The organism is Geomicrobium halophilum, assembly GCF_014207655.1.
GTDB lineage: Bacteria > Bacillota > Bacilli > Bacillales > Marinococcaceae > Geomicrobium > Geomicrobium halophilum.
Genome location: NZ_JACHHJ010000001.1, coordinates 1,537,022 through 1,562,647, shown reverse-complemented (window position 1 = coordinate 1,562,647; position 25,626 = coordinate 1,537,022). Strand labels below are relative to the sequence as shown.

27 protein-coding genes are annotated in these 25,626 nt (G+C 44.6%); 20 read left to right on the top strand and 7 right to left on the bottom strand.

Annotation, left to right across the window (positions count from 1 at the left end; genetic code table 11):
* Positions 1 to 88: 88 nt before the first annotated feature.
* The 8 genes from HNR44_RS07665 (at position 89) to HNR44_RS07635 (ending at position 3,435) form a co-directional block, all read left to right on the top strand.
* Positions 89 to 304, top strand: coding sequence for a helix-turn-helix domain-containing protein (locus tag HNR44_RS07665; protein WP_184403461.1), 216 nt, complete (start codon positions 89 to 91; stop codon positions 302 to 304).
* A gap of 66 nt (positions 305 to 370) precedes the next feature.
* Complete coding sequence (locus tag HNR44_RS07660) at positions 371 to 511, top strand: hypothetical protein (RefSeq protein WP_184403460.1); 141 nt, start codon at positions 371 to 373, stop codon at positions 509 to 511.
* 23 nt (positions 512 to 534) lie between these two features.
* On the top strand, positions 535 to 1,110 hold the full coding sequence (locus HNR44_RS07655) for an HNH endonuclease (RefSeq protein WP_184403459.1): 576 nt from the start codon (positions 535 to 537) through the stop codon (positions 1,108 to 1,110).
* Between the two features lie 504 nt (positions 1,111 to 1,614).
* The gene (locus tag HNR44_RS07650; RefSeq protein WP_184403458.1) at positions 1,615 to 1,758 is read left to right on the top strand and encodes a hypothetical protein; all 144 of its coding nucleotides are present in this window, start codon (positions 1,615 to 1,617) and stop codon (positions 1,756 to 1,758) included.
* Positions 1,759 to 1,976: 218 nt separating this feature from the next.
* Positions 1,977 to 2,162 (top strand): hypothetical protein, encoded by a 186-nt coding sequence (locus tag HNR44_RS07645; protein ID WP_184403457.1) that lies wholly within the window; start codon positions 1,977 to 1,979, stop codon positions 2,160 to 2,162.
* A gap of 1 nt (position 2,163) precedes the next feature.
* On the top strand, positions 2,164 to 2,292 hold the full coding sequence (locus HNR44_RS17820) for a hypothetical protein (RefSeq protein WP_281381363.1): 129 nt from the start codon (positions 2,164 to 2,166) through the stop codon (positions 2,290 to 2,292).
* Positions 2,289 to 2,771, top strand: coding sequence for a hypothetical protein (locus HNR44_RS07640; RefSeq protein ID WP_184403456.1), 483 nt, complete (start codon positions 2,289 to 2,291; stop codon positions 2,769 to 2,771). Before HNR44_RS17820 ends, HNR44_RS07640 begins: the two co-directional genes overlap by 4 nt.
* Positions 2,772 to 2,784: 13 nt before the next feature.
* Positions 2,785 to 3,435 carry a hypothetical protein gene (locus HNR44_RS07635; RefSeq protein ID WP_184403455.1) on the top strand — a complete coding sequence of 217 codons (651 nt, stop codon included), beginning with the start codon at positions 2,785 to 2,787 and terminating at the stop codon, positions 3,433 to 3,435.
* 1,085 nt (positions 3,436 to 4,520) lie between these two features.
* Here the strand turns inward: HNR44_RS07635 and HNR44_RS07630 are convergent.
* From HNR44_RS07630 to HNR44_RS07620, 3 genes are read right to left on the bottom strand one after another with little or no spacing between them, the layout of a single operon-like run.
* The gene (locus HNR44_RS07630; protein WP_281381362.1) at positions 4,521 to 5,132 is read right to left on the bottom strand and encodes a replication-relaxation family protein; all 612 of its coding nucleotides are present in this window, start codon (positions 5,130 to 5,132) and stop codon (positions 4,521 to 4,523) included.
* Complete coding sequence (locus HNR44_RS07625; RefSeq protein WP_184403453.1) at positions 5,116 to 6,300, bottom strand: FtsK/SpoIIIE domain-containing protein; 1,185 nt, start codon at positions 6,298 to 6,300, stop codon at positions 5,116 to 5,118. Before HNR44_RS07625 ends, HNR44_RS07630 begins: the two co-directional genes overlap by 17 nt.
* Before the next feature lie 13 nt (positions 6,301 to 6,313).
* Entirely contained in the window at positions 6,314 to 6,523 is a 210-nt protein-coding gene (locus HNR44_RS07620) for a hypothetical protein (protein WP_184403452.1), read from the bottom strand.
* 237 nt (positions 6,524 to 6,760) lie between these two features.
* On the opposite strand from HNR44_RS07620, the gene HNR44_RS18030 reads away from it, so the two are divergent.
* Entirely contained in the window at positions 6,761 to 7,063 is a 303-nt protein-coding gene (locus tag HNR44_RS18030; RefSeq protein ID WP_425489443.1) for a helix-turn-helix domain-containing protein, read from the top strand.
* Positions 7,064 to 7,710: 647 nt separating this feature from the next.
* Here the strand turns inward: HNR44_RS18030 and tlp are convergent.
* From tlp to HNR44_RS07600, 3 genes are all read right to left on the bottom strand, one after another.
* Positions 7,711 to 7,941: a small acid-soluble spore protein Tlp gene (gene tlp, locus HNR44_RS07610; RefSeq protein WP_184403614.1), complete on the bottom strand. Its 231-nt coding sequence runs from the start codon at positions 7,939 to 7,941 to the stop codon at positions 7,711 to 7,713.
* Positions 7,942 to 7,998: 57 nt separating this feature from the next.
* On the bottom strand, positions 7,999 to 8,169 hold the full coding sequence (locus HNR44_RS07605) for a hypothetical protein (RefSeq protein WP_184403450.1): 171 nt from the start codon (positions 8,167 to 8,169) through the stop codon (positions 7,999 to 8,001).
* 191 nt (positions 8,170 to 8,360) lie between these two features.
* On the bottom strand, positions 8,361 to 9,053 hold the full coding sequence (locus HNR44_RS07600; protein ID WP_221434214.1) for a B3/B4 domain-containing protein: 693 nt from the start codon (positions 9,051 to 9,053) through the stop codon (positions 8,361 to 8,363).
* 74 nt (positions 9,054 to 9,127) lie between these two features.
* On the opposite strand from HNR44_RS07600, the gene queG reads away from it, so the two are divergent.
* The 6 genes from queG to HNR44_RS07570 all read left to right on the top strand — a co-directional run bounded on the left by queG (position 9,128) and on the right by HNR44_RS07570 (position 16,062).
* Positions 9,128 to 10,273, top strand: coding sequence for a tRNA epoxyqueuosine(34) reductase QueG (queG, locus tag HNR44_RS07595; protein ID WP_184403449.1), 1,146 nt, complete (start codon positions 9,128 to 9,130; stop codon positions 10,271 to 10,273).
* Positions 10,274 to 10,297: 24 nt separating this feature from the next.
* On the top strand, positions 10,298 to 10,795 hold the full coding sequence (locus tag HNR44_RS07590) for a methylated-DNA--[protein]-cysteine S-methyltransferase (protein ID WP_343069406.1): 498 nt from the start codon (positions 10,298 to 10,300) through the stop codon (positions 10,793 to 10,795).
* Positions 10,796 to 11,025: 230 nt separating this feature from the next.
* Entirely contained in the window at positions 11,026 to 11,937 is a 912-nt protein-coding gene (locus HNR44_RS07585; RefSeq protein ID WP_246407034.1) for an amidase domain-containing protein, read from the top strand.
* 797 nt (positions 11,938 to 12,734) lie between these two features.
* Positions 12,735 to 13,208: a tRNA (uridine(34)/cytosine(34)/5-carboxymethylaminomethyluridine(34)-2'-O)-methyltransferase TrmL gene (gene trmL / locus HNR44_RS07580; protein WP_184403448.1), complete on the top strand. Its 474-nt coding sequence runs from the start codon at positions 12,735 to 12,737 to the stop codon at positions 13,206 to 13,208.
* 302 nt (positions 13,209 to 13,510) lie between these two features.
* Entirely contained in the window at positions 13,511 to 13,813 is a 303-nt protein-coding gene (locus HNR44_RS07575; RefSeq protein WP_184403447.1) for an antibiotic biosynthesis monooxygenase family protein, read from the top strand.
* A gap of 347 nt (positions 13,814 to 14,160) precedes the next feature.
* Positions 14,161 to 16,062 (top strand): PrkA family serine protein kinase, encoded by a 1,902-nt coding sequence (locus HNR44_RS07570; protein ID WP_184403446.1) that lies wholly within the window; start codon positions 14,161 to 14,163, stop codon positions 16,060 to 16,062.
* A gap of 95 nt (positions 16,063 to 16,157) precedes the next feature.
* Here the strand turns inward: HNR44_RS07570 and HNR44_RS07565 are convergent, their stop codons facing one another.
* The gene (locus HNR44_RS07565) at positions 16,158 to 17,090 is read right to left on the bottom strand and encodes a hypothetical protein (protein ID WP_184403445.1); all 933 of its coding nucleotides are present in this window, start codon (positions 17,088 to 17,090) and stop codon (positions 16,158 to 16,160) included.
* Positions 17,091 to 17,348: 258 nt separating this feature from the next.
* On the opposite strand from HNR44_RS07565, the gene lepB reads away from it, so the two are divergent.
* The 5 genes from lepB (at position 17,349) to HNR44_RS07540 (ending at position 25,456) form a co-directional block, all read left to right on the top strand.
* On the top strand, positions 17,349 to 17,894 hold the full coding sequence (gene lepB, locus HNR44_RS07560; RefSeq protein WP_184403444.1) for a signal peptidase I: 546 nt from the start codon (positions 17,349 to 17,351) through the stop codon (positions 17,892 to 17,894).
* 425 nt (positions 17,895 to 18,319) lie between these two features.
* Positions 18,320 to 20,563 carry an N-acyl-D-amino-acid deacylase family protein gene (locus tag HNR44_RS07555; protein WP_184403443.1) on the top strand — a complete coding sequence of 748 codons (2,244 nt, stop codon included), beginning with the start codon at positions 18,320 to 18,322 and terminating at the stop codon, positions 20,561 to 20,563.
* 609 nt (positions 20,564 to 21,172) lie between these two features.
* Positions 21,173 to 22,342 carry a sporulation protein YhbH gene (gene yhbH / locus HNR44_RS07550; RefSeq protein ID WP_184403442.1) on the top strand — a complete coding sequence of 390 codons (1,170 nt, stop codon included), beginning with the start codon at positions 21,173 to 21,175 and terminating at the stop codon, positions 22,340 to 22,342.
* Positions 22,343 to 23,427: 1,085 nt separating this feature from the next.
* Complete coding sequence (locus tag HNR44_RS07545; RefSeq protein ID WP_184403441.1) at positions 23,428 to 24,105, top strand: potassium channel family protein; 678 nt, start codon at positions 23,428 to 23,430, stop codon at positions 24,103 to 24,105.
* Between the two features lie 10 nt (positions 24,106 to 24,115).
* The gene (locus tag HNR44_RS07540) at positions 24,116 to 25,456 is read left to right on the top strand and encodes a TrkH family potassium uptake protein (RefSeq protein ID WP_184403440.1); all 1,341 of its coding nucleotides are present in this window, start codon (positions 24,116 to 24,118) and stop codon (positions 25,454 to 25,456) included.
* The last annotated feature ends 170 nt before the right edge of the window (positions 25,457 to 25,626 follow it).

Genomic DNA, 25,626 nt, shown 5'->3' with positions numbered 1-25,626 from the left:
AATCCCTTTATAGGGTAGAAAGGCGTTATAAGCGCCCATAATTTATTTGAAGTTAAAGTAAACTTACGATAAAGGAGGCAACGAAAATATGACTGCAAAACAGCTGAAAGAAATCCGCATGTACTTAGAAGTCACGCAAGCCGAGCTTGCCGCCCAACTAGGCGTTAGCGTGCCGTACATATCGCGGATGGAGGCCGGCCACAAGCCGGTAAGCGACCGCGTGCGTATCGGCATTTCGAAACACTACGAACTAAACGACCACTACGTCGAAACGATGGAGCGCGCCCGCAAGCTCGCAGACTAACAGCCGGCGCTCTTTCTGTATTATTAAATCATAATATTCTGTAAAATTAACCGAGGTGGTGAAACGATGACAGACGAGCAGCAGCGCGAAGAAGTCCGGCTACTTATCGACTATCTACAGACGTTGGCAGACGTGAGCAAGTCAGGCGTGCGGGTACACGCGGAAATCCAAGCTACGACGAAGCTAATCCAAGCGAAATTAAACTAACGAATAAAGGAGCTAGAAAAACGATGACGACGACAGCAGCGACGACGACGGCAACAGCAGCGCCAGAAATGGAAACTTGCAAACTATGCGGCCAGACGAAAGCCACCAGCGAATTTAGGCGGGACAAACGCGCAAAGAACGGCATTATAGGGGAATGCCGCCCTTGCCGAAACGCCCGCGAGAAAGCCAACGGAACCTACCACCGCGTTTACTTTATGAAGCACAAGCGCCGCGCAAAGGCGGCCGGAAACCTTGACGCTCTCACGTTTAACCAATACTTAGACGTCGTGAGCCGGCCTAACTGCGCTTACTGTGGCAAGGCGCGAACGGACGGCGAACGCTTCGGACTCGACCATATAGTGCCCAATAAAAATATAACAACCGGCATAAACAGCAAAGGAAATGTGGCGCTTGCTTGCCATAGCTGCAACGCTAAAAAGGGGACACGTAACTTGGTAGATTTTTACGAACATTCGGACGAATTTACGCCCGAATTATTCCGCGCCTTTATAGATCAATGGGCGGAAGCGTTAGGACCTGAATATGAGGCGATGCTAGGGGCGGTGAACGGCGCCGATGAACCAACGCAAGGTAAATAGCTTACAGAAACGCTTACATAAACACGCCGCCCAAACTTGCGCGAACCACACCGGCCGTGACGGTTGCCTAATAACACCCCACGAAAGGTGCATATTTGCGTTCGACGTCGACCGGCCGGCAGCTAACGTTTGTCCCTACTTTATGCAATCGGTCGCCCCTGCAGACCCGGCGTTAAATGACGAGCTATTAAGCTACTTCCCGGACGATTACCCGTTAAAGCCGGCCAAGTCGTCGGCGGCTGACCGGGCGGATTGTGCCGAGTGTAAACGGCAATTTGTCCGCCGGAGTAACCGCCAGAAATACTGCGACGAATGCAAGGCGAAAGTGAAACGAGAGCAAGCGAAAGAGTGGGCGCGGAAAAAGGCGGCTAACATTTGACCGTTAGAGCCTCAAAAACCCCGTAAAATCGGGGGTTTTAGCGCCTATTTTTGTGTTAGATGACCTATACATCATAAACCCCGATTTCTGCATTTCTAACGGTCAATAAACGGAGGGCGTTAAACTTGAGTAATTTCGGAGTGAACACGATAGAACGAACGTACGCATTTAATAGCTTACAAGAACAACAAGTACGCACAGACTGGCCGGACGGCTCGGCCACATATCCCGATATGCCCACGCGCCCGCCCACAAAGCGCCGACACTGATCGCTTATTGACGTGAAGATGCGCGAGGGTACGGCGCCCGGCTGGCAAGAAGCAACCGCGACGATCCGGGACGCCGCCGAACCCGGCGAAATGGTCGAACAAATAACGAAACAGTACCACGTAGGTAAGGACAAAGCCGCCGAGTACGCGGAGACGGCTGCACGGCAACGCGCCTACGAGCTAGGGTTTACGGACACAGCCGACAAGGAGGCGATTACATGGACGTAAAGGAGCGAGTTAAAGACGCAACAAAGCCTGACGACGTGTACGCGGGCTGGCTGCACCATTTTGTACAGACAGACGATGACTTTGCGCATTTAAAGCGCCCAGCCAAGCCGTTGCAATGCGTATTTTTTGCACATAAGCCGTGGGCTAACCAAGCGCCAAAACAAAGGAGACGATAAAATGACGGAATATAACGAAAAATTACAAGAACTAAAAAAGGCGCAAGAGAAAAAAGATTTTGGTGAGGTGTTGCGATTGTCCAACGAACTAAAGCAAATAACGCCGGCCGAGGGCGACGAACGCGAATGAATTACCACTTATACATATCATACGCTCAGGACGACCGCAACGGCGCCCTGTCTTGGGCGCTCACAACGTACGAGGGCGTCAAGGACAACGGCATATACATTGCGCCGGGCAGCAAAAGGGGCGATGCCAGCCGCGCTTGCTACGTTGGGCTGACGCGGGCATTGCGCAGGGCGGCGAAGCAGCCAGGCGTGGTGCAGCTAACGGTATTTATGGATCGGGCGGTTATTGACGCCGTAGGCTTCGGGCTTGCCGGTGTTGAGAAGCCAGCCCACCCGGAGCTACACGAACAGGCAATGCGCAAGTTTAACCGTTTTGATTTGTATAAGCTCGCGGCGATGAGCAGCGATGATGACTTACAGCCGGTCGAGGTCGCCGTGACCGATGACGCGGCGGACGAATTAGAACGATTAAGGACGATCACCGGCCGCATTAAACTAGGCTACTGGCAAATAGCAAAACCTAATAAAATTTTACGCTAAGGAGCAAGATATAATGGAACACTTACCGGAAGCAGTACAAAACGCGATTAAAGAATATCAGGACTTAGCACAAACGCGCACGGACGCGGTGGACAAGCAAGCCGAACGGATCGATGAATTGACGCAAGAGCTAGAGCAGGAAAAAGCGAAGCTACAACGGTTAATGGATGAAACGATAGCAAACCCGACCGCCGAGAACGAAAAGAAAGAAGCCCAGTCCCGTAAAAAGGTGGGCGAGCTAGAGTTAAATTTAAATGGCGCCCAAGAACGCAAGAAGCGCGGCGGTAGTTTAAAGCAGTCGGAACAGCGCGAGGCGGCCGTCAAAGCCGTGCAAGTGGCGAAAGAAGCAAGCGACGAAAAGTTCCGCGAAGGTATAGACCAAAAGATGCAGGCGATTGAGAGCGCGAAAATGGCTTACTTGCACGCCCTGGCCGATTACAAGAGCTTCAAAAAAGAATGCGAAAACATCGTAGGGGAAACCGGCCGGCGAACGAATGAAAATGCAATCGAACAGGTCGGCCGCGCCCGTGCCGCCTATCACGAGCCGAGTTGGAATTATAACGGCGACAAGCACGCAGACGGCGTCCGTTATACCGTACAAGAGCATGAGATGAACTATGCCTTGCGTACAGGCGATGTGATTGCGGACGGCCGTGTACACTAACGCTGAGGGGCGAGCCAAAGAGTTCGCCCCCTTTTTCTCATATATTCGCGCCAAAAATTCGGCAACTTTTTGCTCAGAAATTCGAGGCTTATTCCGCACCTTTTTCCCTCAGAAATTCCGCGTCTTGCCCGCCACTATTTCGCCACAAAGTTCAGCACATTTCCCACACCTTTTCCGCAACTATTCGCCACACAATGCCACCACTATTCCGCGACAATGGCCCACACCTTTCCGCCACTATTGCGTACAAAGCCCACACAATACCCGCCACACTTCCCACCCACACTTGCGCTTACACAGCCGTTGTTACCGTAGTACTGTTACGATATAATACAATAGGAAGGAAGTCGGCACAGCCACGCCACTACCTTGCCGCAATAGGTGACAAGGTAATTTACTTGACAGCGCTAAGTGTGCCGGTTGCAGTGGGCGGCAGGCAGCGTGCAACAAGCGTACAGCACTGCGCGGGTTAAGCAGCGTGATTCAGCCGCCACAGCAAGCGACAGGCATCGTACAGCAACGACAGTGGCCGCAGTGCAGGCGTTAGCTTGCGGTTGGGGCGCTTGCGTGGTTGCGTTGCCGTCGCATGGGCGTTAGGTTGTGTGGCGCTTACCATCGGCTAGACACCCCCGACGCGGACGCCCTTTCGCAACTCACGGGGTTAGGTGATGCCAAGCGTAGCCGCCGTTAGCCGTTTAGCCGGCGTTAGTTGACGTCAATATACATAAATTTATGCAAACAGCCGGGAAGTAGCGCAGGTGGCCGATGTTGTTATACCGCATGGTTGCGCCTGCATATCGAAAGTGACCGCGTTATCGTTTCGGGGAAGTACGTAAACACTGTAACGGCGGCGGTTGTCGGTGGTGATGATATTACAGAATGTCATTTTGTAACGTTTTTTATGAGCGCGTATGAATAAAAATAAAATTGAAATTGCGAAAGTGAAAACGAAAACAAAACTAAAATCGAAAAAGTGAGAAACGAAAAAGGGGCGGGGGTGGTCTGAATTATCAGCCGGCTTCCCAGGCGCCCAATAAATTGCTACAACGTTTTTATAACCGGGGCGTCACTTTGGCGCACCCTCGTTACCCAAACAACTCACGCACCCTTGCCGTTTGCAACACCTGATACGACCGTCGCTTATCTCCCGAAACCTCATACCGATGTGACGTAATGATCCACACGTTCGGAAATAAAGATTCGCCGGACGGCTGCCAGTCTGAACGTTTCCATTCGCCGCCGTGGTAATAGTGGTCATACCGCGCCATTTTTTCATTAAACACTCGTTGACCGTACGTCGTCCGCTGCAACTCCACGAAAAAGGGCGCTTGCTTCCATATCATGAAAATGTCCGGCTCAACGGTACCTTTTTCTCCTATCTTCGGCTCCACTTTAAACCTTTGCGGCCGTTCAATTTCGCACAATTCTTGATAAAAGTCGGCAATGCGCAAGAAGTGCGGTATTTTCGTACTGCCTTTTTTGATCGTGCTGCCCGCCGGCATGTAAACGTATTGCTTGCCGTCCGTTAGCGCCTTAACTTCACCGTCTCGACGCAAACGTTTCATAACAAAGTTGCAATTTTTTACGGGCTGTCGCAAGCCCCGAAAGTGAAGCGCAACCAATTGATCACGCGTCAACACCCGGAACCGCGAAAGGTCGTTTATAATGGCCTTATCGCGTTTATTCTTCGTCGTCAACGTTCAACACCCCAAACTTAGGCGTTTCTTGCGGCGGCACTGGTTTTTCCTTCTCGGCCGCCTCGACAGTTGGCTGCGGCGGCGGTGGCGCTACGCGGTACGGGTCAAGCATTGTCCGCGCGTCGTCAACGTCCAGCCAGGGCGATTGCACTTCATTTATTTCTTCGAGCTTCATAAGCATACGGCCACTATCCGACGCGTTCAGTTTTTCACTGCCCGGCGTGCCGATGATACGGCTATTGATCCGGTCAGCACTGCGGAAGCCCATGCGCACCGTTAGATTGACTTTTAATTTGCCGTCAAGTACCTTCGCGTCAGGGCGCTGCATCGAAAGGATTAGAAACATACCTAACGCCCGCCCTTGTGAGCTTATTTTTTCGAGGATGTCCGTTATGGCTTTTTCGTCTTTGAGCAGCGCTACCTCATCGACGCAAACCAGGATAAACGGCGGCGCGGGGGCGGCAAGGTCGGTTACATTCGCCGCGCCATATTTTTCGAGCAAAGCGCCACGGCGCCCAATTTCTACATCTAAGTCCGTCAATACTGCGCGTAAGTGTGTGGCGTCGGTGCAAAGCTCACGCACATGCTCGACATGACGGAAAACGTGGAACTCAGAACGTTTAATGTCGGCAAGATACATATGCAGGCGGTCGGGTGACATGTGCCTTATGAGGGACGTAAGCACACTCCTTACTTGCGTTGATTTACCGCTACCCGTTTCGCCCGCTATAAGCAGATGGTGATAGTCCGTCATGTCGTAAGCGACGTGATACCCGGCCGCGTCCTTGCCGCAATATATCGGCACCTCCTTGCCGTCAAGAACGGGATTAATGTCGGCGTAGCGCCAGTTAAACGACTTTAATAGTCCTTGCGCATACACGCGCACCACAAACGTTTTCACGTCGTCGCCGTCAACTTCCGTATTACTGCCGAAAAACTGCCGGAATACGTGCTTCTTTTTGGTCACTTCGACCGGATCGAAACCGTTGGGCAACGTAAACACGAAGCGTAGCCGGCGTTCAGTGGCGTCAATGTCGTGAATTTTCGGATAAATAAATTGCTTATACTTGCCGCCCTTGTCGCTTTTGTAATCCAAGTAAATACCCGCGGCGTGAAAGCAGTCGGTGAGTTTCTGTTTAAGTTTGCGTTTGGCTCGGCGCTCATTCACACTTTTCAACTCCTTAAAAAAGCGGATTCAAATAGACAAATAGTAGTAGGCCGCCGATAATTACCCAAGGAAGCGCAATCTCTACGCCGTTTGCTATCGCAAGCGCTAGCCTTTTCTTTTCACGCTTAACGCTCGCTCCTTCCGCAACTGCGGCGCCGATCAACATTGCGCCACAGCCGACCACGACTGCATACCCTCCGGCCACAACCCCAACTTCCATCATTGTTGCCCCCTTTAAACAGATTCGCAATATCCCTTCATTCCGCGCTGTAAACAGCAAAAACTAAGGTAGCCAAACTAAGGCAGATACTTTGGCAGCAACTAAGGTAAATGCTTAGAAATAGCTAAGGTAAAGTACAACGAAACAATTAAGGTAATCGGCGGGAAACTAACACTAGCAACGGCTAAGGCAGGAATAAGAAAACTGCGCGGCGAATAACTAAGGCAACTGCTTTAGTAAATGTTATTGCGCCCTGGTTGTCCATTATGCACAACATTTTACATCGAAATCATACTTTTTGATCCAGGAGTGGTACATATGACAGGCCTAGGAAAACCACGGTCGAGGTTCGGCCATTACATAGACGCACATTCGATAAGTCAACGGGAACTATCGAAAAGGAGCGGCGTTAGCCGGAATACTATAAGCCGATTAGCGAAATCAGATGACAATTTACCTTCTTTGGCAAGCGCAAGGAAGATACTGGATTGTTTACGTGAAGCTGGCCACGATGTGGAAGCGAAAAATTTTTGGGATATTTAACGTGAAAAAGCCCGGCGCATTAACGCACCGGGCAATTTTTGTGCAGAGAATCGACGTACAGCGCGGTAGTTTAGAAGTTCGCGCACCATCGTCCATCTAATTGCGTTATTTGGACGTTCTGCCGTAGCCGTATGATTGCGGAAATTTATGGCTTGTATTTTCGCTCGTTATCGCTTACAATGTAATATAACAATTAAGAGAGAGCGGTAGTTTGCTTTATTTTCGCTATATGTGCGCACAAATGGACGGTTGGCATACTTTTAGCTTTCCGAGGTTATTAAGCGACTCAAAATCGCGTTTCTTCGGAAGTGTGGGTTCGAATCCCACCATCGCTACCATTAAACATTGATATACCACTGGTCTAAACAGACCATCAACAGGAAAATCAGACGAAAAAATCGCGTATATAACAGTTAATTAAATTATAACGTACCTCTCTCAGTGAAAGAGGTACGTTATTTTTATGGGGGCAAGTCGAGAAGATGCTGCAAAAATTACTGGCTGACAGCCTGGCTGACAGCCTCGTGTTAACACCACATCTGATAATTCGTCGTCCATGATTTGAAAGACAGGCTGGCAGACACAAAGGAAGGGATGAATCAAGTAAGGCATGACGGCGTATGTAACGCTCATCATGCCTGGGTATATTATTCGTGATGCCTTTGATCATTCACTTCATCTTTAATTTCGTCGCGCATACCTTCAATACTTTCAGCGCGGCGTTCATTTTTGGCTTCGATTTCTTGTTTATCTTTTTCACTTAGTTCATGTTCGTGTGCTTTTTCAAAATCTCTGGCTTCATTCATATTTTGCAACGTATGACCAATGTTATTTTCGATTCGTTCTGGGTTGTTGGACCGGTCATCTGGTTTCGCCATCATACATCCCTCCTTGGGGTTTTAATATGCCACCGTAAAAGGGAGGATATTCGTAGTTCAACTTTTCTTGTGTACCTTAATTCTCCATACAAAGTTGACGAGTATAATGACGATGACAAGCGCCAATAATAAGAAGTTTGCGTCGTTTAATGTATCCGTAATTAGAAGGATAGCAATTATAGTTAATGCAATAAAACTAACGGTTTCGAAAACCCTGAGTGCAGTCATTGGGAATGTCTCCCTCTTTTCTAATTTGTACGGAATGAATAAGTTTGCTGTTTTTGCGTGAAAATACCCGAAAAGGAGGGCTTTCGTTGTATAGCTTTTTGATGTTGGGTCTCATCCTTCTCGGTGTTCTTGGTTTTGTATACGGGGCGTATGCTGTCATTCGTACTTTGTCTTATAAAAGTAAATAAGTTTCACCCCACATGCGGCTTGTACCTAGAGAGTACAGCCGCTTCGAAGTTCCCGCCATGAACTTGTTGGAACATTTCTCCGAGTCTATTCGTCAGCGCTTCTGCATCACTGATGGGGATTGAAGGCTGTAAATAAAACAGGTGCAGTCCTTTTGTTGTTTCCCAGGAGACTGAAGTGCGCTTGCTGTCTACGATCGGGCTTCCGAAAGCCCCGTTTTGATCCGAGCTTGTCAATTTCCCTTCCATTCTATTCCTGCGCCCGTTTAAGCCTTCATATTCATCTTCAACTATCCCTAATCGAACTTCCACTGTTCCTTTCACTTGTTCCAAATCATATAAACCCATTGGCATTTGATAATAAAGGGAGAAAAAGTTATTCAACGCAATGGCCGAGGATTCTGACCAGATATCCCCTTTTCCCTGTTTTACGCGTCGAAATAAAGCTTCATGTGATGGGCGATACCGACCTGGATCCATGCCAAGTTGTTTAAAGACTTGTCTCCACTCTTTTACGCCTTCATAATAGGTAACAGACTGTTCAGCCAAATCAAGTTCAACTGTTTGCTGAAAAAGCTCAATACGTCCCGAAAGCTCTTTCGGCGGCTTATCAACAACGATTGATTCATATTGAACACATCCGATCTTAAAATCGGGAACAGTCTCAAATAATTGGTTTTGTAAAGAAATTGGAATCATAAAACGGCCTCCATATTTTCGAACGAATGCCTTAAGTTTATCATAGAAAGAATGTGTGCAAGAAGGTGAAATGCATGACAAACGCCCAATTGAAGGACGAACTCGTTGCATACAGTAAAACCATTGGAATTGATAAAATTGGTTTTGCCACTGCAGATCCGTTTTTGACCTTGAAGGAGCGACTAAAAACGCAACAGCAACTTGGGTATCAATCAGGGTTTGAAAAAGGTGATATTGACGAGCGAACAGAACCTGAGCGGTTATTGCCATACGCTAAAACGATTATTAGCATTGCCCTTGCTTATCCAGCAAAGCTGGAGAACCCTCCTAAGGGTGTAAAGGGTAAGCGCCGCGGGCTTTTTTGCCGTGCGTCTTGGGGTGAAGACTACCATACCGTGTTAAACGATCGTCTACAAAAACTGGAGGCCTTCATCCGGGAACGTGTCCCAGGCGCGAAGATGGCTTCCATGGTTGATACAGGAGCTTTATCAGACCGGGCAGTTGCTGAGCGGGCAGGAATCGGCTGGAGCGGCAAAAACTGCGCGATCATCACCCCGGAGTTTGGTTCTTACGTATATTTGGGAGACATGATTACGACCATTGCTTTTGAGCCAGACACGCCGATTGATGACCAATGTGGCACATGCAATAAATGTGTAGATGCTTGCCCGACCGGGGCGCTCGTTCAGGGAGGACAGCTTGATTCGAATAAATGCATTGCTTTTCTCACCCAAACGAAAGAAATGATTCCAGAACGGTTTAGAAAAAAGATCGGTAATCGCCTATACGGATGTGACACATGCCAGGTGGTTTGTCCAGAAAATAAAGGAAAAGGGGAAGAATATCAACCGGAATTCACACCCGATCCGGAGAGGGTGAAGCCAGAACTACTCCCGCTGCTCTCGATTTCCAACCGGGAGTTTAAAGAGACCTATGGAAAGATGGCAGGATCTTGGCGTGGAAAAAAACCTATTCAAAGAAATGCCATCATTGCCCTCGGACACTTTCGGGAGGAAGGGGCTGTTCCCAAACTTCAAACATTGCTCGTGAATGATCCCCGACCGGTGATTCGCGGCACCGCTGCCTGGTCATTGGGAGAAATAGGTACATCACAGGCGGTGGATGAATTAGAAACGGCTGGAGAAAAGGAAGAAGAAAAAGAGGTCATCGAAGAAATCGAGAAGGCTTTAAGAAAAACAAAAGAGCAAGTGGACCGATAACCAGGTAAGGGGGTAGCTATTGAAGTGAAAGTGACTGAAATGGATAGTCCATGTGGCAAGATTACCCTTGCCGCGACTGAAAATGGTTTATGTCAGCTGTTGTTTGGGGGCTATGAGCAGAACGCCGTGAAAATACAGGCATGGATGGTCAAAAGAAACATAGGTCGGGAGATCGATCGTGAAGATGAGTATTTTGCCCGAATAAAAGAAGAGTTGCAGGAATATTTTCAAGGAGATCGAAGAACATTCAGCTTCCCTGTTGATTTGTATGGAACCCCTTTTCAGAAAAACGTGTGGGGGGTTTTGAAAAGAATTCCATATGGGGAAACCCAATCCTACAAACAAGTGGCAACCGCTATCCATGCACCGAAAGCTGTTCGTGCGGTTGGTTCTGCAAACAACCAAAATCCCCTGCCTATTATTATTCCCTGTCACCGGGTTATTGGCAGTAATGGATCCATGGTCGGTTACGGCGGGGGGTTGGATAAAAAGAAAATGTTACTGGAATTGGAAGGAGCTTAAGATGGGTGTCAACACCTATCTTTTTTTTATAGTGATGTTTACCTATTGTTGTTACATATCGTAGTAACAGTCCTGTTTTGAATGTTACGTGGATTTCTAAAAACGATATCCTGTCGTCCCGGTGGTTAGAGCTTAGCATGGATTGATCTTTATTGCGTACGGAGATTCAACTCCCGCCTGTTCAATCTCGGAGGGGAGTCTTCTCGTCTAATCCAGATAAAGGGGAGAGTATGATGGATAAGGAAACGGAGTTGTTATTTGAGAGGCATCTCACACAATTAAATCAATCTTATTTAGACGGAACAGAAATCAAGACCATTCCTAAAGCGCAACGCAAGTGTTTACAGCGGGAGCAACAGCACATGAAAGATCGGGAGAGTCGCGTTTTAAAGGTTAGCGGGCAGATAACACCCTATCGAATGCTTTCTATCGAGGGGCGTAGATATGTTGATTATTTTTATGATTATGCCCGCTTTATGCATACAAACGAAAGGTATTACATGGAAGAGTGCCGGGAACGCCGAAAAGCTGTTTTCACAGGTGATGAAATGGTTCATGATGAACGAATCAGCTTGCCGAAGGCTGCCCATATCGATCAGTATGCACGCGAAGGATCTGCGCCTTTGCTACAGCGCTCTGGGCAGAAACGTCGTTCATATAACCGGCTGGAGGCAGTCAAATATGCGGAACGTTGGTGGGATGACTACAACCCCCAATATCATCATTTTACGGATAATTGCACAAACTTTATTTCACAATGTTTAGCAGCCGGAGGAGCACCTATGCACGGAGAGCCTGATCGTGGGAAAGGTTGGTGGTACACCGGCGATAACTGGAGTTATAGTTGGGCAGTAGCCCATTCAATGCGCTGGTATTTAAGTGGCGCGACAAAAGGGTTGACCGCGAAAGAAGTAGAACGGGCCAAAGATCTCCAACCAGGTGATATTATTTGTTACGATTTTGAAGGCGATGGTCACTGGGATCATAATACTATTGTGGTCATGAAAGATGGCAATCAAGAGCCTCTCGTTAATGCCCAAACCGAAAACAGCCGTAATCGCTATTGGAGTTATGAAGATTCATCAGCTTGGACACCTAATATCACTTATAAATTTTTCCATATTAATGATACGTTTACGTGAGCTGCTACAACATTGGGAAGAAGTAAATGAGTCAAATAGAGGGTCATGTCCCCACTGGGTCGAGCTGATATTGACCCTTTATTAATCTGCTCCTCCAAATAACTTTTCACCTAAATGTAACCGCCAAGCAATGTCGCAAATATGCGGTATTTGTTGAGGAATTGGAGAATAGTCAGCGAGGTAACGGGATAGGGTGATGATCTTCGTTTCTCTTGCTTGTCCCGCAAATGAATCGTTTTCTTCGGCCCAATGATCACTTCGTCCATTTGGTAGGAGTGGAAGTTGGCGCCTTTCCGTACCTAGGCTTGCCCTAATGTGTTGAATAATTTAGTTTTGTTGTCTCCATAATGAATTTCGCTTTGTTGCTGCTTATCCAATAGCTGTAAAAATTCACCGATGTTTAATGAATGCTCTTGCCGATCTGAAATCACCGGTAGGTAGCTTGGAAGCAGGGATGTTAAGAAAATAGTCAAGATAGATGTTGGCGGCCCCATAAATCGCTCGTATTAATCGTTTGTCATCAGAACGCCGTAAACTTTAGTGGAAGCGTGAGTATGGGGGGACGTATAGAGTACCGTGTTCCAATCGTTGAAGTCAGCAGCTGCGAACGAGACGGCTTGTGCCACATGTACAGGGCTCGCTCCAATAGTAGTCTGGTTATATCAATCATGCTAGAAGTGGAATGTGGAAATAGGAGTAAAATGTGCAGTAATTGACTCGGATGTCGGGCAAAGAGCTAAAAAGAACCCAATATGTTATAATTACTCCGTGATCATAGGTAAAGGTGGCTATATGGGATGTCGTTACATATCGTTTTGCATGAACCAGAGATCCCTGCGAATACAGGGAATATTGCCCGTTCTTGCGCGGGAACAGGGGCATCGCTTCATTTAATTCACCCGTTGGGTTTTTCAACGGAAGATCGGATGTTGAAACGGGCCGGATGTGATTATTGGCCCCATGTAAATATTGCGTATCACGATTCCTTGGAAGATTTTTTGGCTGATAAAGCTGAGGAGAACCTTTACTTTGTGGAAACGACGGGGAGTGTGCCTTACACATCTTGGGATTATAGTGACCTTGAGCATGAGTATTTTTTTGTGTTTGGAAAAGAAACGAAGGGCTTGCCCACGTGGATTACAGAGATGTACCCCGACCGTTGCATCCGTTTACCGCAGAATACGCAAGTTCGTTCACTTAACCTTTCCAATTCGGCAGCAATCGTCCTCTACGAGGCCTTACGTCAGCAGTCATTTCCGCAACTTTTTTAGCATAAAAATACCCTTCCGCTTATCGCAGAAAGGCGTTGAATGACTACTGTTTATGGGGTTTTGAATTGTGTCCAGCTGTCCAGATCGAAACAAGAAAGGCTAAGCAGACACCAAGTACAAGAAGTAGGCTCATAACCTCGGGCTTCCTCCCTTTATGTATAATAGTTCTACAAACGCTGTGATTATATTCATTATAGCTGAAACGTTGACCTATTGACAATACCTGTCCATTGTCAATCGTTGTCTTATAAAGCTATACTGGATCATGTATACGAATCCAGAAAAAAGGAGGCATCGTTCCGATGTATGTGGTGATGAACGAATTAAAGGTATCTGCAGAAAATAAAGATGATCTAAAAAGCCGATTTGAAAAAAGCAAAGACCGAATGAAAGAAGTTCCTGGTTGCCTTGAATTTCTCTTTTTGGAAAGTGAAAAAGAAGAAGACAAGCTTGTGGTGTACACAAAATGGGAGAGCAGGGGAGACTACGAAAACTGGTTGGAAAGTGATTCCTTCAAAAAGGCACACGGCGGAAAATCTTCAAAAGAACAACAACCTTCAACGGAGAATGAATTGCGTTCGTTTCAAGTTGTTTTTCACACATAAGGACGATATTTAAAAATGAATGCAGATGCCCCCAATCGCACGGGGGCATCTTTTTTACAAAGAACCCCTACAATCCCTCCATACAATCAAGCTTTCCAGGCCATAAGGTAACCAGAAGCCAATAGCCATAGGAGCAGTTAACGGAAGACTTATCAAACTTATTGGACAAAAAAAACGGCAGTTTTTCCTGAATGGTTATCACAAGTTGTTTTGCTGCATAGAATGCAAATACTTACAAATTAATCATCAAGCCCGAGGGTCCTCAGGCTTCTTTTTCATTCACCGTTTAGCAGCGAAAGCGAAGCAATCTGGAACTTGGAAAGTTTAATTAAAAGGGAGGCCATTCGGTGGACATATTACGAAAAGTGAAACAGCACCGTGAAGAGCAAGAACAGTTAAAGTGGGTAGGAACCTTTGAAGAGTATTTAGAGCTGTTAAAGGAACGGCCGGAGATTGCTCAATCTGCACATTCCCGTGTTTATAATATGATCAGAGATCGAGGGATTGAACAACATAAAGATAGTGATGTAAAAAAATATCCGTTTTTCAGTGACCATATTTACGGTCTTGAAGAGTCCATTGAGCGACTTGTAGAAGAATATTTTCACTCAGCAGCAAGAAGGCTGGATGTAAGAAAAAGGATTCTTTTGCTTATGGGGCCTGTCAGCGGTGGTAAATCAACCATCGTTAATTTGTTGAAGCGGGGACTGGAGGAATACTCCCTTACGGACGAAGGGGCTGTATATGCGATTAAAGACTGTCCAATGCAGGAAGATCCGCTCCATTTGATCCCTTATCATTTACGGGATGAATTTTATGAAGAGTATGGAATTAAGGTGGAAGGGACACTATCACCGCTTAATCAGATGCGCTTGGAAGAGGAGTATGGTGGGCGTGTTGAAGACGTGTTGGTTGAGCGTATCTTTTTCTCGGAAGACCGCCGTACAGGGATCGGTACATTTAGCCCTTCCGACCCGAAATCGCAGGACATTGCTGATCTTACTGGAAGCATTGATTTTTCTACGATTGCTGAATATGGTTCAGAATCTGATCCACGAGCCTATCGATTCGACGGGGAACTTAACAAAGCCAATCGCGGACTGATGGAATTCCAGGAAATGCTCAAGTGTGACGAGAAATTTCTCTGGCATTTATTATCTCTCACACAAGAAGGGAATTTTAAAGCTGGACGGTTTGCGTTAATTAGTGCGGATGAAATGATCGTGGCCCATACGAACGAATCTGAATATCGTTCGTTTATTAACAATAAGAAAAATGAAGCCTTGCATTCGAGAATCATCGTCATGAATGTACCCTATAACCTAAAAGTAACAGAAGAAGAACGGATCTACGAAAAAATGATTGAGGATAGCGACATGTCACACGTGCATATTGCACCTCATGCTCTTCGGACAGCGGCGATCTTTACCGTGCTTACGAGGCTAAAGGAATCGCATAATCAAGGGATTGATTTAACGAAAAAGCTCCGCCTTTACGACGGCGAAATCGTGGAAGGTTTTAAAGAACAAGATGTGAAAGACTTGAAAAATGAACATCAGGATGAAGGCATGACCGGCATTGATCCCCGATATGTGATCAACCGAATTTCTTCTGCGATTATCCGTAAGGATGCATATTCTATTAATGCTCTTGATGTTCTGCGGTCACTAAAAGAGGGGCTGGATCAACATGCCTCCATCTCTAAGGAAGATCGCGAGCGGTATAAAGACTTCATTTCCGTAGCTCGCCGGGAATATGACGAAATTGCTAAAAAAGAAGTACAAAAAGCATTCGTTTATTCCTACGAAGAATCGGCAAAAACACTCGTCAATAATTATTTGGATAACGTAGAAGCGTATTGCAATAATCATAAAATTCATGATCCCATTACAGGTGACGAATTAAATGCGGATGAAAAATTAATGCGTTCGATAGAAGAGCAAATCGGGATTTCTGAGAATGCAAAGAAAGCATTTCGTGAAGAAATACTCATCCGTATTTCGGCGTATGCACGTAAGGGATACAAATTTGATTACAATTCCCATGAACGCTTAAGAGAAGCCATTCAAAAGAAACTATTCGCGGATTTGAAAGACGTTGTAAAAATTACAACCTCTGTAAAAACACCAGATGAAAATCAATTAAAGAAAATCAATGAAGTGATCGCGCGCCTTGTAGATGAACATGGATACAACACGCATTCCGCCAATGAATTACTAAAATATGTAGGGAGTTTATTAAATCGATAATCTTTTTGGCATGGGAAAAAATCGAGTGAAAGAGCAATGCTCTTCACTCGATTTTTTAACAGGGAAGAAGATATAAAATCGTCACAGAACTATGGTTAGCTCATTTCGTTGATAGCATATTGATGAGGGTATGGAAGTAAAGGATGAAGAGGGAAGAAGGACGAAGGGGCCGTCACTGGGGGGATGGCAACCTCCTCCTCATTCTCTGGGTCTGTGTGACGGATTACGTAAACATTACCATCCTCATTTTCGATCGGAAAGATGCTGTAAATCCGTTCACTGTCCATAGAATTACGCTCGTCTTCGTCTTCAGCCTCAGCATCAAATGTGAAGGTGTGGTTTTCAATTGGATTTGGCGGCTGCCAGTCTTGATTGCTATACCCATCATCATCGATGTAAAAGGTCTGTTTATAGCCTTGTTCCAGTGAGTCACCATCTGTATTTTCCAGCATAGGGTCAATGTAAAGATGATAAACTTCCCCTGGTTCATAGTCCTCAGTTGGAGGCAATATTTTGATTTGTGAAGGAGAGGATATCAGGATCACATTTTCAAGTTTTTCATTGTTTTTATCGGTTAAATAAATTAAATCATTGCTCACCATATCTTCAGATAAATCTTGATCAAAGTCTAATGTCCATGTATAACGATCATGAACGGTTGTAGTTGGCAGCTGCTCATAGGTTTGCCCATTTTTTTCTTCATATAAATGAATGTCTTGAACCTCTTTAGGTACGGTTGTCTTGGCTTGTGGATGTGTCTCGGTGTGCAAAATTCCTTCTTGATTTCCTTCTGGAGGGTAGGAAAGAGAGTAGACTACATTCCATCCATCTTCTCCCTCGTAACTGTCGAGAATCGAAATCTGATAGCCGGTGTTAGGGTGCGGGCCCCAGCTCAGTGTAAGTTCATCTCCATCCCGTTCCATTTCAACGGAAGGCGGCATATCATTTGTATCTTGTTGAGTGATCATTGCGTCAGCGCTTGCAGGCGCAAACGTTAACAATATAATAAAGATCAGCCAGCGTATCAATATTTATTCACCTCATAGTAAGGTCTCTTCCTCCCCCATACTATATAGTCGTAAACAGGAAAGAAAAGTTACATGTGTATCTTCATTCTTTACAAAAATGATGAAAAATGCAAGCGAAAAGTCAAAAAATATGTAAATAAACCTATAGTCCCCCTGATATTCTGCGACTTGAATAAGGTATTTATGGATGAACATTTACGTTGTCGCGGGATGTGATGAGTGATACATTTATAAGTGGATAGAAACGGGGGAATAGACTTGAACGCGATTACGAAGGAAATATGGGATTGGGTAAAAACATTTGCGATTGTCATTATTATCGTATTGATTGTTCGTACGTTTTTCTTTGCTAACTATATGGTTCATGGTGAGTCTATGATGCCGACCATTGAAAGTGGGGAACGGCTTATTATAAATAAAATAAGCTATCAAATTTTTGAACCCGATCGTCATGACCTCATCGTTTTTCATGCAACCGAGGAAAGTGACTATATTAAACGAGTGATCGGATTGCCAGGCGATGAAATTCGTTACGAAGATAACACTCTTTATATAAATGATGAGCCCACTCCAGAACCTTACTTAGATGACGATTATAATGGAGAAATTACTGGTGATTTTACCCTCGAAGAATTGACACCGACTGCAGAACAATTCGTGCCAGAGGATCATTTATTTGTTCTAGGTGATAACCGGCATAATAGCCTAGATAGCCGTCAGATCGGTTTTATCCCTTATGAAGATGTGGTGGGGAAAGCGAATATCCGCTATTGGCCATTGAGTGAATTTACGATTATTAACTGAAAGACTTACGAAATGGGTTCTCTAATTAATGATAGTAGGTAACCTTAGCCGTAGTGGCAAACGTGATTGAGTTTTATGGAAGATTAAGTGCTAAGTGGCACTAACCTAGGTAATGTTATTTATTACGTAGGTTTTTGTCATTGGGATTTTATTGAATAAGAATACGTTATTTTTAGTTGAAAGACGCCTATATCGATTTTGTACAAACAGAAAAGGGATTTGAACGGTTCGAATATAAAGCTAAGTATTTTCTGTACTGAAACTATTTGAATGATCAATATTTCTATGGTATTGTACATATTATAAGGTTTGAATATTGGGAAAATTATAAAATGAATGATTTTCTTAAAATAATAGGAGGTGACCTTCAACAGATAAGTGCAAGAATTAAAAAACCGAAAACTTTGAGGGGAGGATTGCATGATATGTTAAAGCGGTCATTTTTCGTTTCTTGCGCGATGCTATTTATAGGCGGGTCACTATTAGGAATTGAAAACAACAATAAAAGTGATGCTCAGGAAAATGAATTTGACACGATCATTAGAAATGGAACGATTATGGATGGTACAGGTCAATCTAGTTTTGAAGCTGACGTGGGAATACGTGATGGTTTCATTTATCATATTGGGGATTTAGATGAGGTCGAGGCTCAGAATGAAGTCGATGTTGAGGGGAAAATCGTCGCCCCAGGGTTTATTGATATTCATAGCCATGCCCATCTTGAAGCTTTGCAAACGGCGACCAGCTCCTTAACGCAAGGAGTGACAACAGAAATTTTAAGTCCGGATGGCGGCGGTCCTGTCGATGTAACAGAACGATATGAACTTGAAGGTGATGGTTTGGCGATTAATATCGGGACATACATTGGGTTTAACTCTGTTTGGCAAGAGGTTGTCGGTGAAGATGATCGGCGTGCAACGGATCAAGAAATTGAAGAAATGCAAGGATTGGTTGAAACAGGGTTAGAAGAGGGGGCATTTGGCGTCTCAGCAGGCCTGTTTTATACCCCCGCTAATTATGCAAAAACAGAAGAAGTGATCGACGTCGTTAAGGTAGCGGATCAATGGAGAACTAATTTTCCCCATCACATTCGTGATGAAATGGACGATGTCGTTGAAGCTACAGAAGAAACGATCGAAATTGGGGAAGAAGCAGGATTGGTTCCCGTCATCACACACATGAAAGTTATGGGGGCAGATAACTGGGGCGCATCAGAAGAAACCATCGGTCTCATTGAGGATGCCATCGACCGCGGCACGTATGCGGCAGCAGATGTTTACCCCTATCTGGCAAGTCAAACTGGATTAACAGCGCTTATCCCGCAATGGGTACAGGATGGCGGTTTCGATGCGATGTTGGATCGTTTTGCCGATTCTGAATTGCGCCCGCAAATTGAAGCAGAAATTGAAGAGGTGATGACAAGCAGGGTGGAAACGGCAGAGGATGTTTATTTTCCTGGTGAACAAGAGACGCTGGCCGATGTCGCTGAATCGGAGGGTGTAAGTCCAGGTGAAGCGACAATGAGAATATTAGAGGAGCAAGGAAGTTTAACCACCATCTATCACTTTGGACACGAAGATGATTATGAACGTATCTTACAACATCCAACAACTGCTATCGCTTCAGATGGTGGAGCCACATACTCTGATAGTATCCACCCTCGGCGGTATGGTTCACAACCACGAGCCCTTGGGCAGCATGTACGCGAAGAAGGTTTGCTTTCTTTTGAAGAAGCCATTAAGAAAATGACAGGATTGCCAGCCACGATCATTGGAATGACTGACCGTGGTTTCATCGCTGAGGGTATGGTCGCTGACATTACCGTATTTGACCCAGAGACAATTATAGACAATGCTGAATTCGAAGATCCAAAACAGTATGCAGACGGCATTGAGCACGTCCTTGTCAACGGTGAGTTTGCTCTGGAAGATGGTGATACAACGAACATTCAATCGGGCGAAGTGTTGCAAAGAACAGGGAATATGCCAAGCCGGCCGATAAGTGTCGATCATGATGTAAGCGTTGAAGGTGCTGGCACTTTGCGTGATATTGATGGTCCCGGATTTTCTGATAAAGAGGTAGCGATTTCTGTTGAACAAGCAGCTAATGACAGGTCAGCCACTGGTTTTTTCCTTTTTACTGATGAGGAAAGAGAAATTGAGTTAGAAGCGGAGGCAGTCGGTCAACTCCAGGCTAAAGAAGGCTGGGCAAGCTTTACCGGCCGAGGAACACTTGGAACAGGTGAAGAACGCACTTTTGAAGTCATTGTTGAAGAAGATGACCCTAATATCGAAGAAAACCGTGGCACAGTAACCGTTACGATCGATGATGAATTTGAATATCAAGGATCAATACCTCCTCAGCAAATGGATGTACAAATCGCAGAACCTGAGGAAGCATCGCCTGAAAGTGCGTCAGAGATAAAAGTTCTCGTTGAAGATCTTGCCGGAGAGGGAGAATTCGCAATTGATGAAGCTCCTTATTTCCTAACCCGACATTTAACAGCTGTTAGTCATTATGAATATCAGGAAGAAGCAGAAAAAGTCGTTCAACACATGGAAGGTTTTAAGGATCTCCTTAATCATCAAAAAGACAATGCTTTGATCTCAGATGAAGCGTTTGACATTTTAAGCTCTCAGGGGGAAAACTTGATAGAAAAATGGCAGTAACTAGGCAAAAGAATCTTCTGCGCAAATAAATGGCCTATTCCTTTCCTGTTCCCTGCCATAAAGTGGGGAATCTCATTTTTCGCATTTTCAACCTTCACTTTGATAGCGGAAACGTTAAAACCATCTCAACAATCGATGGGCTATCCCATGGGGCAGCTTCTGCATTCAATTGTTTTTTCCCTTTTCGGCGGGAGGATTCAATATTTCGGCACAATGTAATGTTTTTCGGTGAAATCACCCGAGAATTCAGCGAACGAAACGATTATTCGGCCTACGTCTAAGGAATTCGGCGAAAATGCTTTCATCGGTACAAATATTGTTGAGACATCTCCATCTCAAAACAAGCGATCCCGTACCACTTTCAAAGTGATACGGGATTATTTTGGGATGAAACCAGCTGCTTCCCTTCTTATTGAGACAGCTCTATAAAAAAAAGTTAACCAATCAATGGCAAAGGCAGCAATTATCTAATGTGATTTACCTCCATCTTATTTTCTCTAAGGAAATATAATTATAATGACAATTCTTGGACTTAGCTGCATACGATGGAAGTACACGACGTGTCCGATACGTGGTGAATGGATGTAAAACTGCAAGGAGGGTTTATTTTTGAGTAATGATCGGAAACCATCCTTTGTCATTTCAGAAGAAAATTGGTCCCTCCACAGAAAAGGCTATCAAGATCAACGGCGCCATGAAGAGAAGGTAAAGGATGCGATCCATAAGAACTTACCTGATCTTGTGACGGATGAAAGTATTGTCATGTCAAACGGGAAAGATGTTGTTCACATCCCGATTCGATCGTTAGATGAATATAAAATACGCTATAGCGATGATAAAAATAAGCATGTAGGGCAAGGGGATGGGGATAGTGAAGTCGGTGATGTTGTCGCACGTTCTGGAAAAGAAAAAGGCCAAGAAGGTCAAAAGGGAAGTAAACCAGGAGATAAAGCAGGTGAAGACTACTATGAAGCGGAGGTATCCATTGCAGATCTCGAAGAAGCGTTATTCCAACATTTAGAACTTCCTAATTTGCAACGGAAAGAAGAAGACAATCTCGTCGTTGAAGATATTGAGTTTAACGACGTACGTAAACAAGGTTTAATGGGGAATGTTGACAAGAGAAGGACGATTCTAACGGCTCTTAAACGCAATGCGATGGAAGGACGTCCGGGCATTAATCCGATTTATCAAGATGATTTACGATTTAAGACGTGGAATGATAAAGTCAAGCCTGAATCCAAAGCGATTATTCTTGCTATGCTCGACACCTCTGGTTCCATGGGGAAGTGGGAAAAATATATGGCTCGCAGCTTCTTCTTCTGGATGACGCGGTTTCTAAGGACGAAATATGAATCGGTGGATATTGAATTTATCGCGCACCACACGGAAGCGAAAGTAGTTGATGAGGAATCATTTTTTTCAAAAGGGGAGAGTGGGGGTACCATCTGTTCGTCCGCTTATGAGCTGGCGTTAGAACGGATTGAGAAATATTATGATCCGAGAATCTACAATATTTATCCTTTTCATTTTTCCGATGGTGATAATCTAACATCTGATAATAAGTATTGTTTACAATTGCTGAAAAAAATCATGGAAAAAGCGAACATGTTTGGTTACGGTGAAGTGAATGCGTATAGCCGCCACTCCACGTTAATGAATGTATTTAAGTCGATTGACGATCCGAGATTTCGCCATTTCGTGCTAAAGGAGAAAAAACACGTCTTTCATGCATTACAATGGTTTTTCCGTAAAGAAGAGGAAAAGGCACTCGTATAATAAAACGAAGCACGGGCTCGAGGTGACGAGCACCGTGCTTCGTTTGCATATGAGGGACGTAAAACTCGTTTGATCACTAAGCGTATGTAAACAAGATTAAAGGTGGGAGTGATTGTTTAGAAAGAATTTAAAGTCAATCACTTGTTCAATCTCTAACTCGATAGGCCCAGATCCAAAAGTTCCTACGTCTTCAGTCTGGCTCACCATTATGAAATCTCAACCCTCGGTAGTTTCAGTATCACTAGGTTGGGCATCGGTCAAATTCTCCACATCCTCGCCGTCTTCACTATCAGCATCCTCATCATCCTCTGGGTAGTCGTCATCTTCTTTATCCGCACTTTCTCCTTACACTTGGGTCATTATCTTCTGCCTCAACTTCATCAACATCGTCTTCATTATCTTCGCCATCTCCACAAATTGATAATGTAAATAATGAGCCAATACCCAAGGCTACTAAATTTTTCATAAATAACGAAGAGGAAAAAGTCTTTTTGTTATTTTTTGGTCTAGATCAGGATTTTATGACTACAGATATGTGGTATTCATTTTGTTATGAAACATTTTCGTAAATATACTAGATTCCAAAGGCTTGGTGAATGTAAAATATGTAATACAACAGTAATGAAACAGGAAAATAGATGGGGGTCATTTTATGCAAAACTATATCTATAAGTTTTCAATCATAGGAGTAGAGTTTTACAGGAATACGAATAATGGAAGATGGTATTATAAAAAGAAAAATGGCAACATGAAAATGATTCTTTAACATCTGTAGACTTTACGCCTTGTATAGGGCGTTTTTTTATGCCAAAAGAGGGAGGAGGGAAGTATGAGTGAAGGTCATCAATGGTACAGCCACAAAGAGTTATTTGAGCAAAAGGGAAATGGGTACCAATCCGCATCATAAGGTAATTTTTCAGATTGGCTATTTTTAGGATTTTGGAAGGGATGCGAATGAATTTCAACGTTGTTTGTTAGCTTATAGCCTAGAGGTTAAAATTTGAGTTATACTTAACAGCAGAAAATAAGAATAAAACTTAGATATAATTCTATACAGAATGTGGCTATCGCTTGGGGGTATTGGTATGAAAAATCAATTTGTGGTCATCGGCCTTGGAAGATTTGGTCAGAGTGTAACGAAGACACTGAGTGAGAATGGAAATGATGTTTTAGCCATTGATAAAGATGAACAAATCGTACAAGAGATCGCTCCGGAAGTTACGCATGCCGTGCAAATAGATTCGACGGATGAGAACGCATTAGAGCAATTAGGATTACATAAATTTTCCCATGCGATTGTCGGGATCGGCGAAGATTTACAGGCAAGCATTTTAACAACATTGATGCTCAAAGAATTGAATGTTGCCGAGATTACGGCAAAAGCGAGAGATGACCACCATGGGAAAGTGCTCAGTAAAATCGGTGCTGACAATATTGTTTTTCCTGAACGGGATATGGGAGATCGACTGGGAAATTTGCTAAGTTCCAATAACCTGATTGATTATTTGGAGCTTTCCTCTGAGTATAATATGGCCGAAATCCGAGCGCCGAAAGCGATGGATGGCTGCACTCTCCAGAAATTAAATATTAACAAAACGTATGGGTGTATTGTGATGGCGATCAAGGATAAAAATGAAGAGGTTAATATTTCACCTCACATTGAAGATCAAATTCATCACGGCGATATTCTTACGATCATCGGAAAGCATAAGGATATCAGTCGCCTTCAAAAAGATTATCGGGAGAAAAGCAGACCGAAGTAGGTGCATACTTATGATTTCGCATAAAAAAACCATTCAATTCAGTCCACCTCAATGGATTATTCTCGGTTTTATTATCTTGATTATAATAGGAACGATTTTGTTGGCTCTCCCGCAAGCTTCAGCTGATGGCGAAAGCGTCGGTTTTTTAGACGCCTCATTCATGGCCGTTTCAGCGGTATGTGTCACCGGTCTTGCTGTATTGGAACCCGGCGGGGACTTTTCAAGTTTGGGTCAAACGATTATCATTGTGCTCGTTCAGTTGGGCGGACTTGGGTTTATGATTTTTGGGGTATCGGTTGCGATTTTGGTTGGAAAAGTGATGGGTATGAAATATCGTTTGCTTCTTCAACCTACAACCAATACGTTTTCAGCACAGGGGATCATCCGATTAGCGATGACCATTCTGCTTTTGGCATTATCTCTGGAAGCCATAACAACCATTATTCTTACGATTCATTGGAGCAGTGAATTAGGGTGGGCTGAGGCCGCTTACTCCGCTCTCTTTCATTCCGTGATGGCCTTTAATAATGCGGGTTTTACCCTTTTTGACAACAGTATGGAAGATTATATTGGGGATCCCGTTGTCAATCTTAGCTTGTCCGTGCTTTTTATTGTGGGTGGCCTTGGTTTTATGGTGTTGGTAGACTTATACCGGCAACGATCACTACGGAAACTTTCTTTGCATTCCAAACTTGTTTTGGTCACATCCGCTGTACTTTTGGTCGGAGGCTTCCTTTTTCTTTTTATCGTTGGACTTTTTAATCCGGCAACCGAAGGATTAAGCTTATCCGAACGTTTATGGTCCGCTTATTTTCAAAGCGCGACCGCTAGGAGTGCAGGATTTAATACATTTGATATTGGTAGTATGTTTGTCGCTTCACAATTTTTCATTATCGTGCTTATGTTTATTGGTGCTTCAACAGGGGGTACTGGCGGGGGAATTAAAACAAATACATTTGCCATTCTTGTGCTCGCCACAGTCAATACGTTCAGAAGTGGCCATCAAGTCCATGCCTTTCATCGGAAAATTGCCTTGGAAACGGTCATGCGGGCACTAGCGGTTGTGGTAAGCTCCTTAGCTTGGATCATTGGGGCGACCCTGTTGTTAACGATCACCGAAGATATTTATGATGTCCACTTTCTCACGACATTATTTGATGTAGTCTCAGCCTTTAGTACCGCAGGTCTGTCCATGGGACTAACAGAGGAACTTTCCCCTATCGGTAAAGTCATTATGATGATTACCATGTTCGTTGGGCGATTAGGGCCGTTGACACTTGCATATGCGCTCACATATAAACAACGCCCCAGTAAAATCAGTTATCCTGAAGATAAGGTGCTTATCGGTTAAAAAGACCTGTCATTTATAAAATCCCTAAAAAAGTCGGTTGGCGATCATGTCGGAAACCATAATACGCCACTTGTTGGCGTTTGTGCTATAAATGATAGTGCAATCTGCCGGAAGCACAGAAAGATGGAATGGTGAAGGTTGTACAAGCCTTCAATCTGATCTAGGTGTAG